Origin of the sequence: Pedobacter sp. UBA4863, assembly GCF_002399615.1 — a bacterium.
Taxonomy (GTDB): Bacteria; Bacteroidota; Bacteroidia; order Sphingobacteriales; family Sphingobacteriaceae; genus Pedobacter.
In genome coordinates this window covers 76,967-91,545 of sequence record NZ_DHDZ01000005.1, presented here as the reverse complement: position 1 = coordinate 91,545, position 14,579 = coordinate 76,967, and the positions used below count along the sequence as shown (strand labels likewise).

Annotated in this window: 11 protein-coding genes; 5 read left to right on the top strand and 6 right to left on the bottom strand. The window is 37.4% G+C overall.

What is annotated here, in order from left to right:
* Positions 1-78: 78 nt before the first annotated feature.
* The 3 genes from B3I52_RS01045 to B3I52_RS01035 form a co-directional block, all read right to left on the bottom strand.
* On the bottom strand, positions 79-1,011 hold the full coding sequence (locus tag B3I52_RS01045) for a rhodanese-related sulfurtransferase (protein ID WP_414691865.1): 933 nt from the start codon (positions 1,009-1,011) through the stop codon (positions 79-81).
* Between the two features lie 193 nt (positions 1,012-1,204).
* Positions 1,205-3,589 (bottom strand): DUF5686 and carboxypeptidase regulatory-like domain-containing protein, encoded by a 2,385-nt coding sequence (locus B3I52_RS01040; RefSeq protein WP_293297545.1) that lies wholly within the window; start codon positions 3,587-3,589, stop codon positions 1,205-1,207.
* Between the two features lie 228 nt (positions 3,590-3,817).
* A complete protein-coding gene (locus B3I52_RS01035; protein WP_293297542.1) occupies positions 3,818-6,271 on the bottom strand; it encodes a DUF5686 and carboxypeptidase regulatory-like domain-containing protein in 2,454 nt (817 codons plus the stop codon).
* 276 nt (positions 6,272-6,547) lie between these two features.
* Here B3I52_RS01035 and kbl point away from each other — a divergent pair, with 276 nt between their 5' ends.
* The 5 genes from kbl (at position 6,548) to B3I52_RS01010 (ending at position 11,117) form a co-directional block, all read left to right on the top strand.
* Positions 6,548-7,738 (top strand): glycine C-acetyltransferase, encoded by a 1,191-nt coding sequence (kbl, locus tag B3I52_RS01030; RefSeq protein WP_293297539.1) that lies wholly within the window; start codon positions 6,548-6,550, stop codon positions 7,736-7,738.
* Positions 7,739-7,822: 84 nt separating this feature from the next.
* Entirely contained in the window at positions 7,823-8,938 is a 1,116-nt protein-coding gene (locus tag B3I52_RS01025) for an acyltransferase family protein (protein ID WP_293297537.1), read from the top strand.
* 158 nt (positions 8,939-9,096) lie between these two features.
* Complete coding sequence (pheS, locus tag B3I52_RS01020) at positions 9,097-10,137, top strand: phenylalanine--tRNA ligase subunit alpha (RefSeq protein ID WP_293297534.1); 1,041 nt, start codon at positions 9,097-9,099, stop codon at positions 10,135-10,137.
* A gap of 3 nt (positions 10,138-10,140) precedes the next feature.
* Positions 10,141-10,542: a hypothetical protein gene (locus B3I52_RS01015; RefSeq protein WP_293297531.1), complete on the top strand. Its 402-nt coding sequence runs from the start codon at positions 10,141-10,143 to the stop codon at positions 10,540-10,542.
* Positions 10,542-11,117, top strand: coding sequence for a TetR/AcrR family transcriptional regulator (locus tag B3I52_RS01010; RefSeq protein ID WP_293297528.1), 576 nt, complete (start codon positions 10,542-10,544; stop codon positions 11,115-11,117). The genes B3I52_RS01015 and B3I52_RS01010 overlap by 1 nt, the downstream gene beginning before the upstream one ends.
* 393 nt (positions 11,118-11,510) lie before the next feature.
* Here B3I52_RS01010 and B3I52_RS01005 read toward each other — a convergent pair whose 3' ends face one another.
* The 3 genes from B3I52_RS01005 to miaA all read right to left on the bottom strand — a co-directional run bounded on the left by B3I52_RS01005 (position 11,511) and on the right by miaA (position 14,573).
* Positions 11,511-11,888 carry a DUF423 domain-containing protein gene (locus B3I52_RS01005; protein ID WP_293297526.1) on the bottom strand — a complete coding sequence of 126 codons (378 nt, stop codon included), beginning with the start codon at positions 11,886-11,888 and terminating at the stop codon, positions 11,511-11,513.
* A 142-nt stretch (positions 11,889-12,030) separates the two neighbouring features.
* Positions 12,031-13,062: an LLM class flavin-dependent oxidoreductase gene (locus tag B3I52_RS01000; RefSeq protein ID WP_293297523.1), complete on the bottom strand. Its 1,032-nt coding sequence runs from the start codon at positions 13,060-13,062 to the stop codon at positions 12,031-12,033.
* A gap of 572 nt (positions 13,063-13,634) precedes the next feature.
* Positions 13,635-14,573 (bottom strand): tRNA (adenosine(37)-N6)-dimethylallyltransferase MiaA, encoded by a 939-nt coding sequence (gene miaA / locus B3I52_RS00995; RefSeq protein WP_293297521.1) that lies wholly within the window; start codon positions 14,571-14,573, stop codon positions 13,635-13,637.
* Between the last annotated feature and the right edge of the window lie 6 nt (positions 14,574-14,579).

Sequence of the window (14,579 nt, the reverse complement as noted above, 5' to 3'; positions counted from 1 at the left end):
AATTATCTAATGACCTCTATAAATTAAAATTACAATGAACTTAATCATGGCTATCAACTATTAACCATAAACCATAAACTATGATTTCACCGCTACCTGCTGCGGAACTTTTACATAGTAACCCGTGCCATCGTAAGTGCGTTTGCGTGGATGCGTGGTACACTCCACAGAACAACAGCCTTGTAGTTCTTCGCCACAGGCATCGCACTGTGTGAAATGCTCGTTACACTCCGGATTGGCGCAATTAATCATTTTTGGAGTTGTAATGCCGCAGTTTAAGCACGTGCTTACCACAGTAGGGTTTACCGAATTAACATCAACCGCAATTCTGTTGTCGAAAACGTAGCATTTTCCTTCAAAATCTTTACCACCAGCTTCTTTGCCATATTTGATGATGCCGCCGTGTAATTGGTAAACATCATTAAAGCCATGATGTAGCAATAGGGCAGAGGCTTTTTCGCATTTAATCCCTCCGGTACAATAGGTTAATACCTTCTTGTCTTTGTATTGCGCTAGCGCTTCAATCTGCTCTGGAAAATCCCTAAAGTTTTCAATATCTAAAGTGATTGCATTTTTGAACTTGCCCAAATTGTGTTCGTAATTAGACCTTACGTCTAAAACAATCACATCTTCTTGGTGCATCATTTCACTGAAATCTTTCGGTTCTAAATGCTTGCCAGTTTGTTTATTTGGATCTATAATGCTGGTGTCGCGTAAACCAGAGTGTACAATTTCTGCCTTGTAACGGCAGTGCATTTTAATGAACGAAGGTTCTTCAACCTCATCAATTTTAAACTCTGTTTTGGCAAAGCGCTCATCGGCCTGGATATGCTCCATATAAGCTTTGCAAGCTTCAACAGTACCAGAAATGGTGCCATTTAAGCCTTCGTCGGCTACAATGATACGGCCAACTAAACCTAGAGATTTACAAAATTTTAAATGATCGGCAGCAAATTGTTCTGCATCTGCTATTGGCGAATAGCAATAATAAAGTAAGGTGTGGTATGTCATAATTTATTGATACCGCTGCAAACGGCGTTTAATGGTGCAAAGGTAAAGCTAATTTCTTATTTGACAAGATGATTTTCGTCAGATTTAAGCCGCAGATGCTTTTATCTTTATTAGGAGTTTGATGTAGTCTATCTTTGCAGTGCATAGTTAGCTGTGCATCCCATAATTGGGGAAAGTCCCGTAGGAAACGAAACTACAGATTAAATCCGTAAGAAAATTTGAAGCCTTTTTTAATTAGAACATCCCTGTCGTAAGCGTAACCGTAGTGAATGCGGAAACTCAATCGTTTTACGCCAAAATAAAACTCGTTGTAATTTCTTTTTTCTGGCGACGATAGGTAGGCAAAACCAATAATTTCTTCGAGCTTTAGTTTTTTTAATAAGGGAATTTTGTTGAGGATAAACGAACCGAAATTATGTTGGCAATGGGCTTCGAAATATTGTTGGGTAGTGTTAAAAATATAGAAATCTAAAAACTGAAAATAGCGTTCGTCGGGATTAAAAACAATAGATTGGTTTGCCCTAAAATGCTTCCAATCGGGATAGTTTAGGCTTTTGGAAGTTAAAAACTTGCCTGCCCCCAGCAAGATGGACGATTTGCCCAGCATGCCAAAGTGTAATTTCTTTTGATAAATTTCTAGCGATAAAAAATTGTAATCTACGCTAGAGCCAAAAATCCCTCTTAAACCTTGTTTGTAATTAAACTCAATTCTGGGGTAATCGCTTTCCATGTAAAAACGTCCATCGGGCCGGTTAATGTATTTTTGTGCTACGGTATAAGCCAAGGTGCCGCTTAGCACTAATGCTTTGTGTTTCGGAAACAATAAACTGGTTTCGTTATTTGGGTCAAATGGATTGTTGGAAGTAAAGTTGGGGTTGTTTCTAAAATTGGTGAAATTGCTATTGGTTAGCGCCTTTCTGTGGGCATAATCTACACTTACTTTTAGCTCGAAACTTGGGGCAAACTCTCTAGAAGCTTCTACATTAAAAAACTTACGTTCATAAAATTTGGCTACATTTTTCCCAAAAACCAACGTGTTAATGGTGTTCTGCAATAAATTGGTTTGCTGATTTGAGTTGAGGTTTACCACGTCCGAACCAAAACCTACCGAAATAGTACCATTTCTAACGGGGTCGTACAAATATTTAGATTGGATGTTGGCGTTAAAACGGTCTATGGCAAAACCATAGCGAACCTCGGGTTTAATGGTGTAATAACGGCCATCTTCATCGCCCTGACGCCAAGTTGCGGCATATTTTAACGCTAAACCTTCTACTGTGTTGTAAAAAATGCTGGTAGCCACAGGGTCGTAAGTAACACTTTTTTTGTTGTAACTCCTGTAATGTACATATGGGGTTACCAATACCTGCATGGGGTTAAACCTGTTCTTCGCCTGATCTACCGAGTCTAAATACTTTTGCGATGTTTTTAATGCACTAATGCTATCCTTTTTTTGGTAGTTATTCTTTTCGTCTATAGTTAAGGGTACAGAACGATGTTTTTCCCAATAAAATGGATCTTTTTTGTTCGATAATCTTTCTATTCTTAAAATTTCCTTGGTAAAAAAGTTCTTGTTAAATTTAGGTTGGATGTTATAGTTTTTGTACACGCCTAAAACATAGCCAGAAAATTGGAAGCCAAAAATTTTTCCGGCAATGCTAAACTGGATAGATTGCGGCACGTAAACCTGCCCAACTTCTACCAGTTGTTGTTTCACCGTAAGGGTGTCAATTAACTCAATGCCGTTTTCTTTGGTTACAAAAAGGTTTACTGCACTAATTCGCCAGCTATCGTTTACAATATAAATTACGCCCGAAAAAGCAGGGGCGTTTTTACGCTTTGGAGTTACCTGTATTTTACTGATGATTTTTCCGTCTTTCTCACTATTTCCCAAAAACTTATACTGATAATAAGCAAATGCGTTATCTGCCACAGGCGATACAAAGCCTCTTACACAAAGTTTGTCTTTGAATAAAATATTATTGTAAAAGTTAGCGCTTAAATCTGATGCTTTATTGAAACTGAAACCGTTGTCGTCTCCGGCAATTTTCGAGGAAATCATTACTTCCTTAACCTTGTCCCGTTGTTTAAAATCAAGTTTAGATTCGGTTTCTGATAAATAGATAATTCCCTGCCTGTTGCTGTCTAACTCTAAAATAGTAGCTACATCTCTGCCAAAGAATTTTTTGGGCGCATTTAATAGCTGCTGCATCCCTCTGGTATAAACTTCACAAGAAAAGGCCTCAACTTCGTTTAAATAGGTTTTTCGGTGAGTAATTACCTTTTTAATAATCTCATTAGCCCTGTTTTCGGTTGGCGATTTAATTATCACATCATTTAAGGTGAAAATTTTTGGCGCAAGTATAATGTCTAAAGTTGTTTGTTCCTTGATCAATACGGTTACTTTTCGGTCTTCGTAGCCTACCGCAGTAATTAATAGTTCTATATTTCCGGAAGGTAAAGTTAATTTGTATTGGCCATCAATATTAGACGAAGTGCCCTGTGTGGTGGTGTTTACATATACCGAAACAAATGGGATGCTTGTGCCTTTGGGTTCTGTAATTTTACCTGTAAGCACAAATTGTTGGGCAAAGCCGACCGATGCCTTACAGCAAAATAATACGAATAAAAGACATCGGAGGTAGCATGCCATTAAAGAAAACGGATTTTTGGTTAGTTAATAACGTTAAAATAACGAAAAGCTTTTGTTGTAGCAACCTTGGTTTAATAATTAAATGTACTTGATGCTGATTAAGCCAGTTATTTCCTATAATTTAATTGTTAATGCACCATGCGTGTTTAACTATTAAAAACCATAGGCAAACCTGAAGCCGTGATTGACTTTTCTGCCATTATCGTAAGCAAAGCCGTAACTAATACCAAATATTAAGCGCTGGATACCAAAATAGTACTCCGTATAATTCTTTTTCTGGGGTTGCGAGAGATAATTAATCCCGATTATTTCTTCTAGTTTTAATTTCCTTAATAAAGGGACTTTATTGAGGATGAAACCCGAAAAGTTATGTTCTACATGTGCTTCGAAATAATGTTCGTTAGTACTGTATTGATAAAAGTCTAAAAATCTGAACTTCCTTAAGTTAGGAGGGAAGAACATGGCATTGTTGCCCCTAAAATGTTTAAACTCTGGATAGAAGAGTTTCTCATTGTTTAAAAACTTGCCTGCGCCAACTACAAACGAGGTATAGCCGAATAAACCTAGGCCAATACGCTCTTGGTAGGCTTCAAAAGTAATTAGGTCGTAATCAGTTTCGCCTCCTAAAAGCCCTTCTATGCCTTTCTTATACCGTAAATTTAAGCGTGGATATTTAGATTCGGTATAGATTTTTGCATCTGGCCTAGTAATGTATTTCTGACCAATAGTATAAGTTAAATTGGCAGTTGCCGAAGTAGATTTATAATTCGGGAAAAAAGGCGAATCGTTGGTGGGATTTAGCGGATTGTTCGAAATAAATGCCCTGTCTTGGAAATCTCTAAATTTGTATAAAGTGCTATTGGTAAGCGCATAGTTTGTGGTATAGTCTAACGATAAGGAAGCCTGCAAACCTGTAGTTAATTCTCTTTGCGTAGTAATACTTGCAAAGTTGCGTTTATAAAATTTAGGAAAATTTCTTTCAAATAACAGCGAGTTAACAGAGTTAGCAAGCAAATCCATGGTGCCATAGTTGTTTAAATCGCTTATTTCGTTGCCAAAACCTAATCCAATACCAGCTCGTTTTATAGCATCGTAATAATAGTAGGTGCTAATATTTGCCGTAAATATTTTGTTTTTAAAGCCATACCTAGCTTCTGGTCTAATGGTTAAAAATTCATTGTTTTCATATCTTTTACGATAAGTGGCGCCATATTTAATGGCAAAACCTTCTACGGTGTTGTAAAAAACAGCTCTTATTATTGGATCAAAATTATAAGAGCGTTTGTTGTACCTGTCGTTATGCGAATAACTGGTTATTAAAATTTTTCCGAGGGTGAAATTGTTGTTCGCTTTCTCTATCGAATCGAGGTAGGGTTTACTTTGCATCCGCAATGCAATGCTGTCTTTCTTAATATAGTCTCTACGCTCTTCGCTGGTTAGTGGAATAGGCCTATTGTTTGCCCAATAAGCAGAATCTTTTTTGTTTACTGCTTTGGTAATCTTCAATATTTCTGGAGTGAAATAGCCTTTCTCAAACTTTGGGTTAATATCGTAATTGCTATAAAAACTAATAAAATACCCTTCGAACTTAAAGCCAAATACATTGCCATTAAACTGAAATTTAAGGTTTCCGGGCATGTAATATTTATCAATTTTAATAAATTGTTGCGCAATATTTAGCGTGTCGATAAGGTTAATGCCGGCTTCTTTGGTAAGGTTTAAGTCGGTTCCCATTAACCGCCAAATATTGTCAGCAATGTAAATCACCCCTCTAAAAGCGGGATCGTTCTTTCTTCGGGGAGTAACTGCTATTTTGTTAATGGTTAGGCCGTTTTCTTCGGTTTTGCCCAATAATTTGTAGTTGTAATAAAACAGTGCATTATCGGCAATTGGCGAAACAAAACTTCTAGCGCTGAGGCCTGTATTTGCTAAAAGCAGGTTTTCGTAAAAGTTAATTCTCATGTCCGAAGCTTTGTTAAAGCTAAAAGCATTATTCCGACCAGAAATTTTGGAGGAAATCATCTCTTCCTTGATCTTATTAGGTTTCATGTAAGAAAACTTAGATTGAGATTCGGACAGGTATAAAATGCCATTTCTGTTGGTGTCTAGGTTCAGCGTTTTTTGAATATCTCTACCAAAAAACTTTTTAGGGGCACCTACTAACTTCTGCATCCCCTTAATGTAAACATCGCTATGGTAAGCAAAAATTTCTTCTAAATAAGCCTTTCGGTTTTTAATGGCATTTCTTACAATTTTATAGGCGGGATCTTCGCCATTTGCCTTAATTACCACACTGTTTAAGGTGTATTGTTCGGTTTGTAAGGTTTGGTTTAAAGTAATATTGTCATAAACATCAATGGTTTGGCTTACAGATTTAAAACCCACCACGGTGTAGGTTAAAGTTACCGCACCTTTATCTACTTTAATGTTGTAAGCACCATCTACATTTGCAGAAACACCTTTAGTAGTTCCCTTTATAAAAATAGACACAAAAGGGATGGGATGGCCATCGCTATCAGCAATTTTCCCTTTTATTTCATATTGTTGAGCTAGAGCAAAAAAAGAGGGCGCTAACAAGCAAAAAAGCAAGAGGTAGTTTTTCTTCATTAGATTAAATATAGTGCAATTTGCTATACATCAACATATTTTAGAAGTTAAAGTTTGTTAAGAGCCTGTTTAAATTTATGTTGTAAAAATGTTTATCGCTTATTTTTGAGCGAAACGAGGCGTGTTTTTGAAGAGATAGCAGTGCTTCTACCTCAAAAAAACACAACAAAGTTGCAGCCGAAAAGAAACATAAACAAATTATTAGATAAATTTTAAACAGGCTCTAAGTGTCAAAATACTATCTTTGTGGTTCATTCTATCATAAAAAATATAAGCATGTATAAAACCCTACAACCCGTTCTACAAAAAGAGCTTGCAGAAATTGAACAAGCTGGCCTTTATAAACGCGAAAGAATTATTACAACGCCCCAAGGGGCAGATATTAAAGTAAATACTGGTGCCGAGGTGATTAACTTTTGTGCCAATAATTACCTGGGGCTGTCATCGCATCCAGCAGTAGTTGAGGCCGCCAAGAAAGCAATTGACCAGTACGGTTATGGGATGTCTTCGGTACGTTTCATTTGTGGTACGCAGGATATTCATAAAGAGTTGGAAGCTAAGATTTCTGAATTTTTAGGGACAGAAGATACCATTTTGTACGCTGCCGCTTTTGATGCCAACGGTGGTGTTTTTGAACCCTTGTTGGGCCCAGAAGATGCTATAATTTCTGATGAATTGAACCACGCCTCTATTATTGATGGGGTGCGTTTGTGTAAAGCACAACGTTTTCGCTACAAAAATTGTGACATGGAGGATTTAGAGAAGCAATTAATCGCTGCCAAAGATTGTCGCCATAGAATGATTGTTACTGATGGTGCTTTCTCTATGGATGGTGCTGTGGCACCGCTAGATAAAATTTGTGATTTGGCAGACAAATACGAAGCTTTAGTGATGATAGATGAATCGCATTGCTCTGGTTTTATTGGTAAAACAGGTAGGGGAACCCACGAGTATTTTGATGTAATCAATCGTATTGATATTATTACGGGTACTTTGGGTAAGGCTTTAGGTGGTGCATCTGGCGGTTTTACCTCTGGTCGTAAAGAAATTGTAGATATGTTGCGCCAACGTTCGCGTCCGTATTTGTTCTCTAATACTTTGGCGCCTGCTATTGCTGGAGCCTCTGTGGCGGTGTTAGATATGCTGAGCGAAACTACTGCATTGCGTGATAAATTAGAGTACAATACCAAGTATTTCCGCGAAAAAATGACCGCCGCTGGTTTCGATATCAAACCTGGTTTTCATCCAATTGTGCCCGTAATGCTGTACGATGCAAAAGTGGCGCAAGAGTTTGCTGCTAAAATGTTGGAAGAAGGCATTTATGTGATCGGATTTTTCTATCCGGTAGTACCGCAGGGCAAAGCTCGTATCAGGGTACAGCTTTCGGCAGCTCACGAGCAACATCATTTAGATAAAGCCATCGCTGCATTTACCAAAGTGGGTAAAGCGTTAGGAGTGATTAAATAATTGATGAAGATTGCGAAAGATCATTGTTGTTTAATTAACATCATTAAACAACAATGATTTTTTGATGAATATATAAAAATTATAATGACTGACAAGCCATTAGCAGTGCGGCCATATTTTCCTAATTTGGATATATTAAGGTTTATTGCTGCTTTTTTTGTGTTGTTTGGTCATTGTGTAACAGCAGGTTTGGACTACCTTAGTCTTCCTTATCCGTTTAAAAATGTGGCTAGCTTAATATGTAATGGAAGCAACTGGGTTTCTTTATTTTTTGTATTGAGCGGTTTTCTGTTGGGGTATTTGGCAACTACAGATAAAATGAGAAATGAATTTAGTTTTAAAAAATTCATGATACGAAGGGCATTAAGAATATGGCCATTATATTTTCTTTTTGTTTTTATAGGATATTTTGTGGTTCCATTGATAGTTAAATTATTTTTGGGAAAGATTTATACTTATACGACACTTCCTTATTTTATGCTGTTTTTGGGAAACTTCGCAATGAAACAGATGTATGAGTTAAACGATTTCACATTAATACCAGGTAATACCTCTATATTATGGTCAATCTCTATCGAAGAGCAGTTTTATATTGTACTTGGGCTAGCTTTATTAGTTTGTAGTGTAAAAAAAATAAAATGGTTGTTATTAGGTTTAGCCCTTAGTGGTATAGTGTACATTCTAATGGCAAAAAATAGAGGAAGTGCATTTAGCTTTCATACATTTTATTATCTCCTAGATTTCTTTGCTGGAGCTCTGCTTGGCTATGTTTTTTTGCAAAAAAGAAACTGGTTAGATAAACTAAGAGACAAAAACAAGTTGTTAGGATTTATATTGATTGCTGCACTGCTATTTATTGTACTCGTACAACACTTGTTCTCCATCAAAATTATACTTGTTTTCTGGTTCGTATTGCTAATTTTTTATTTAGTTTTTTATGATATTAATATCACTAGTGGATTGAAAAAAGCAGAATGGCTTAATTACGGTGGTAAATTGTCTTATGGCATATATGTGATCCATCCAGTGTTTCAATATGCTTTTTATTTGTTGATAGGGAAGTATTTAAGCGGTTTTGGACAATTTAATAAGGATATGCTTACATTATTGTTAACCAGTGTATTTACTTTCTATTTTGCTCATCTTTCATATAAATATTTTGAGAGCTATTTTTTAAGGCTAAAAAATAAGTTTTATTAGAAAAAGAGGGCGTATGGTTGGTGTAATTAATTCCTAAAAATTAAACCTTCATAACCAAAAATCCTTTTCAGTTCATTTTGCGTATTTATTCTATTACCAAACAAGTTTTTGAACTCGCTCTGACAAAAAAATAATATAAAATCGTGTATATTTGGCCTATGTTACAAGACCAAATTACGCAGTACACCACAGAAATTAACTCGTTTTCTACAAGTAATGCAGCAGAACTGGAGCAGTTTAGAATTCGCTTTTTAGGCACCAAGGGTATTATTAAAGATATTTTTGATGAATTTAAAGCGGTTTCTCCAGAAGAAAAAAGAACTTTAGGTAAGGTGCTAAACCAATTTAAACAATTGGCAGAAACCAAGTACCAAACCTTAAACGAGGCCATTTCATCTTCGCAAGATACTGAGAAGAATAACCAACAAGACTTAACGCTGCCAGGCGAAGGTTTTGAGTTGGGTACGCGTCATCCTTTGGCCATTGTGCGTAGAGAAATTATCGAAATTTTCAATAAACTAGGCTTTAGCGTTGCCGAAGGTCCAGAAATTGAAGACGATTGGCACAACTTCTCTGCCTTGAACTTCCCCGAAGAGCATCCGGCAAGAGATATGCAAGATACTTTCTTCATTAAAAAAGGCGGAGAAAAAGGCGACATCGCTCTACGTACACACACCTCATCAGTGCAAGTACGTATGATGGAGGCCGGCAAGCCACCTTTTAGAGCATTAATGCCAGGCCGTGTTTACCGTAACGAAGCAATTTCTGCCAGAGCGCACTGTTTTTTCCATCAAGTAGAAGGTTTGTATGTAGATGAGAAAGTTTCGTTTGCAGATTTAAAGCAAACTTTGTTCTATTTCGTTCAAGAATTATATGGCGAAGGTACTAAAGTACGTTTCCGCCCATCTTATTTTCCATTCACAGAACCATCTGCCGAGATGGATATTTCTTGTAGCATCTGTAAAGGCGCTGGCTGCCAAATGTGTAAAGGTAGCGGTTGGGTAGAAATTTTGGGTTGCGGAATGGTAGATCCAAATGTATTGGAGAACTGTGGTATCGACAGTAAAAAATACAGTGGTTTTGCCTTTGGAATGGGGATTGAACGTATTGCCAATCTTAAATTTGAGATTAAAGATTTACGTTTGTTCTCTGAAAACGATGTGCGTTTCTTGAAGCAATATCAATCGGCCACTATTTAATATATGAATAGACTATTGGGTAGCATGCTAGTTATTTTGCTTTTTACATCTTGTGGCAAGGAAGAAAACTTTGTGCCCGATTACCCAGTAAATTACAACGTAACCTTGGTAGAATTTAGCATAACTGCTAAAAATAATATTCTCTTGGTACCAAATACGGGCGTAGCTGGTTTAATGATTGTAAGAACGCCCACAGGTTATGTGGCTTTTGATCGTTGCAGCACCGTAAACCCCGAAAAAGCATGTGCCGTTAACCCCGATGACAGCGGTTTTACGGCAACAGACCCATGTTCTGGAGGTAAATTTTCGTTGCTAGATGGCAGCCCTCAAAAAGCACCAGCTAAAATGTCTTTAAAAAGATACACGGTTAATATTGCTGGCAATACTTTATACGTAAGAAATTAATGGAACCAGAAAAAATAAAAGAAAGTATTCTGAGGGCTGCAAAAGAGCTGTTTAGAAAATACGGTTATCATAAAACCAGTGTAAACGAAATAGCAAAAAAAGCTCGTATTGCAAAAGCAACTATCTATAAATATTTCGATAGTAAAGAACAGATACTCGATTTTATTTTGATGGATTACCTTGACATTAATTTGCATGGTATTTTAACCAATAAAGTGCAGTATGCTACCGAAGAAGAACATTTAACTGCCTTGGTAATGAAAACTAGCAGGCTTTCGTTTACGGTATGTAACGAGTTTATTGGTTGGGATTTTGTACGCGAAAACGCTAATTCGCAAGAGTTTTTAAAACACCTTTCCGATCAATTAGAGGCGCTTTTATTATCGGCTTATTTGGAGCTAGATCACTTTAAAAATAACCCTGCAAAAAAAGGTGGCTTGGCATTTTTGCTAAAAGCCAGTAAAAGTATTGTGTTTTCGTTTGCTTTTACCTCTGTAAGCGATGCCGATGTACGCAAGAATTTTGTGACCTTTCAAAAGGAAATCTTGCCTTATCTGGTGAAGGCGGCGTTGTAAGCTATTTACTTAGCTGTTGATTTTCTCTTTTTTACAAATATTGTAATTAAGGCGATTGTAATCTTTAGTAAATTTAGGCCAATAACCAGCGAAATTTCTAATGTGGTTAGTTCTGCCTTTGGTTGCTAATTAATTTTTTCCCAATTGCAATATCAGTTTTTTTATCTTGAAAAGCAGTGTCGTTGCTACTATTTTAGGTAGCCCCGCTTTTCGCTATAATCTTTTTGTTTGCTGAATTCGTTATTTCGAACGTAGAAAGAAATCTCACAACTAAGTACTACTATTAAACAGATTTCTCTTCGTTCCTCTCCGAATGGTCGGAGCAGGCTGTCGAAATGATGTAGCAAAAAGTATTACCGCTACAATCGGGTTTAGTTTGCAAAAACAGTAACCTTAAATAGCAGAAAACAGTAAGCAGCCCCATCCCAAAATCATCAATAATCCGCCCACTGGCGTAACCGGGCCAAGAAATTTAAAATTCTTTTTCAGATACTCAGCCAACGATAACAGATAGATGCTGAATGAAAAAAATATCGTTGCAATAGTAACTAAATAATATGCCCATTGTAGAAGGCTAACTTCGAAATTAGTATTATAGCCAATGAGCAGCAAAAACAGCGCACTGTAAGTTTGGTACCTCACACCAACTTCAAACGAAGCTATCTTCTCTGTTGATAGCACCTTTTTTAAAGCATGTGCACCAAAAGCGCCTAAAATTATAGCCAGTATCCCAAAAGTGGCACCTGTTGCAATTACACAATTATTTGTCATGTGTTAAAGTTAGTAATAATTAATAACCACTTAAAAAATGTCGTTATTTCTAGCATAGGGAGAAATCTTTATTTATACGCTGTAAAGGTTTCTCCCCAATAAAATCGGAACAAGCTCTCATTCTTGGTCGATGCCGAGCAGCTTATTTACCTAAAGCTTTTCTTACTTGCGGTGCAATTATATCACCGTAAATCTCAATAGCTTTTAGCATGCGGTTGTGCGCAGGAGCGCCTACGTCCATGTGTGCAGAGAAACGAGTTAAGCCAAACAATTCGTGCATCATAATTATTTTTTCAGCAGTTTCGTTTGCATCGCCAATTACCAAATGTCCGTGTTTAGACCTACCGTAGTCATACTGTCCGCGTTGAAATGGCGGCCAGCCTCTCGATGCGCCAATTCTGTCCATCTGAGCCGCATATAAAGGGTAGTAATAGTCGGCAATTTCTTGGCTATCGTTGCCAAAAAACGAGTGCATGTGTACGCCCACTTGAAATTTACTCCTATCATGTCCGGCATCCTCGTAAGCCTGTTGGTAATATTCTACAAGCGGTTTAAACTGCGCCGGATTACCACCAATAATAGCGAACATTACAGGTAAGCCCAGTTTACCTGCCCTTACTACCGATGCTGGCGTGCCGCCAACGGCAACCCACATTTTTAAGTTGTTGTTCACCGCTCTAGGCAAAATTTGTTGTTCTTTTAGTTCGGGTCTAAATTTCCCTTTCCAAGAAATGGTTTCTTCTTGGTTAATTTTAACTAAAAGGTTCAGTTTTTCGTCAAACAAGGCATCGTAATCTGCTAAATTGTGGCCAAACAGCGGAAACGATTCGATGAAGCTTCCACGACCCGCCATAAGCTCGGCCCTGCCGTTAGAAATTAAATCTACCGTTGCAAAACTTTGGTATAGCTTTACAGGATCTGAAGAACTTAGTACCGAAACGGCGCTTCCTAGCTTGATGTTTTTGGTTACCGATGCAGCTGCCGCTAAAATAATTTCAGGCGCAGAAACTGCGTAATCTGGTCGGTGGTGCTCGCCAATGCCATAAAAATCTAAGCCAACTTCATCCATCAGCTTAATTTCTTTAATAATTTCTTGTAAACGTTGTTGTGCCGATTGTATTTCGCCTTTGGCGTTAATTTGTAAATCGCCAAACATTCCAATACCTAATTCCATTATTTTATCCTTTTTGTTTACTACAAAGATAAGCGTAGGGGTATCATAAAGTTTTTGATGTATGTTAAGAAATATAGGTAGGGCTTTGGCCGATGATCAAAAGGATTACAAATACTGAGATAAGATTTCCAGATTAGCACTCTTTCATAACTCGTCATTGCGAGGCACGAAGCAATCCTAAAGCATTATTCGATGTCTTTCTTACGTTTTAAGATTGCTTCGTGCCTACAATTGATGGTATCTTTTATGCTTGTTAGTTAGTTATGAAAGAAGTCCATTATAAATCTGGAAGATCGAGGCATAATACGTGTTCTTTTTATAAAAATACATATTAACCTGATTTCTATTGTTATTCTATTGATTATAAGTGCTCTGATAGCGTATTTGTAACACCGACCCTGACCACGAAGTAGCTGCGAAGCAAAATAAATTCAGCGCTTGCTCCGAGTATCGGAGGTGACGCTAAATTTGCGCTCCGTCTCCCGAAATTAATTCGGGACTAGCTTTAACGGCTTGTTTTGGTACATTTAATAATCGAACTCCTATGTGATTAGATAGTTTTAATAAGACATCTAACTTAATTTGTTATTAATCAATGTTAAAATATTTACGCTATCATTTGGCTCAAACCAAGTGGTTTCCGTATCTTTTCTAAACCAGGTGAGCTGCCTTTTGGCAAAACGGCGGGTGTTTTGTTTAATTTTGTCAATGGCAGTAGCCAAGTCAGTTTTTCCTTCTAAATAGTCGAAAATTTCGGAGTAGCCCACCGTGTTAAGCGCATTAAGATCTTTGTAAGCCGTTAAGGATTTCACCTCATCTATCAGGCCATTTTCAATCATTAGGTCCACCCTGTGGTTAATTTGTTGGTATAGCTTTGCTCTATCAGTGTTTAAACCAATTTTAATAATGTTAAACGGACGCTCTTTTTTAGTTGAGGTAAGAAATGAGCTCAGTTTTTGCCCGGTTGAAAGCACGACTTCCAAGCCACGTATCATTCGTTGCGGGTTATGCTGATCTACTTTTGCAAAATACTCGGGATCTAATGCCATCAATTGCTTTCTAATGGGTTCAACACCTTCGTTAGCGAATTGCTGGTTTAACCGTTCGCGAATATGGAGGTCAATTTCAGGCATTTCATCTAAACCATTGCAAATGGCATTAATGTACAGGCCCGAGCCGCCAACCATAATTAATACCTCATGTTCGGTAAACAGTTTTTCCATTAAGGCCAATGCTTGGGTCTCAAAATCGCCAGTGCTAAACAGTTGTGTAACGCTGTGTGAGCTAATGAAATGGTGTGGCGCTGCGGCCAGTTCTTCTGCAGAAGGTTTGGCAGTGCCAATGCTCATTTCTTTAAAAAATTGCCTCGAATCTGCAGAAATAACTGCTGTTTGGTAATGCTTTGCCAACGCTATGGCCAACGAGGTTTTTCCAATAGCCGTTGGGCCAACTACAACAATTAAAGTCTTTTTGTTTTGATTTTCAGTGTTGTAGGGTTTGCTTGGTGACATCGATTA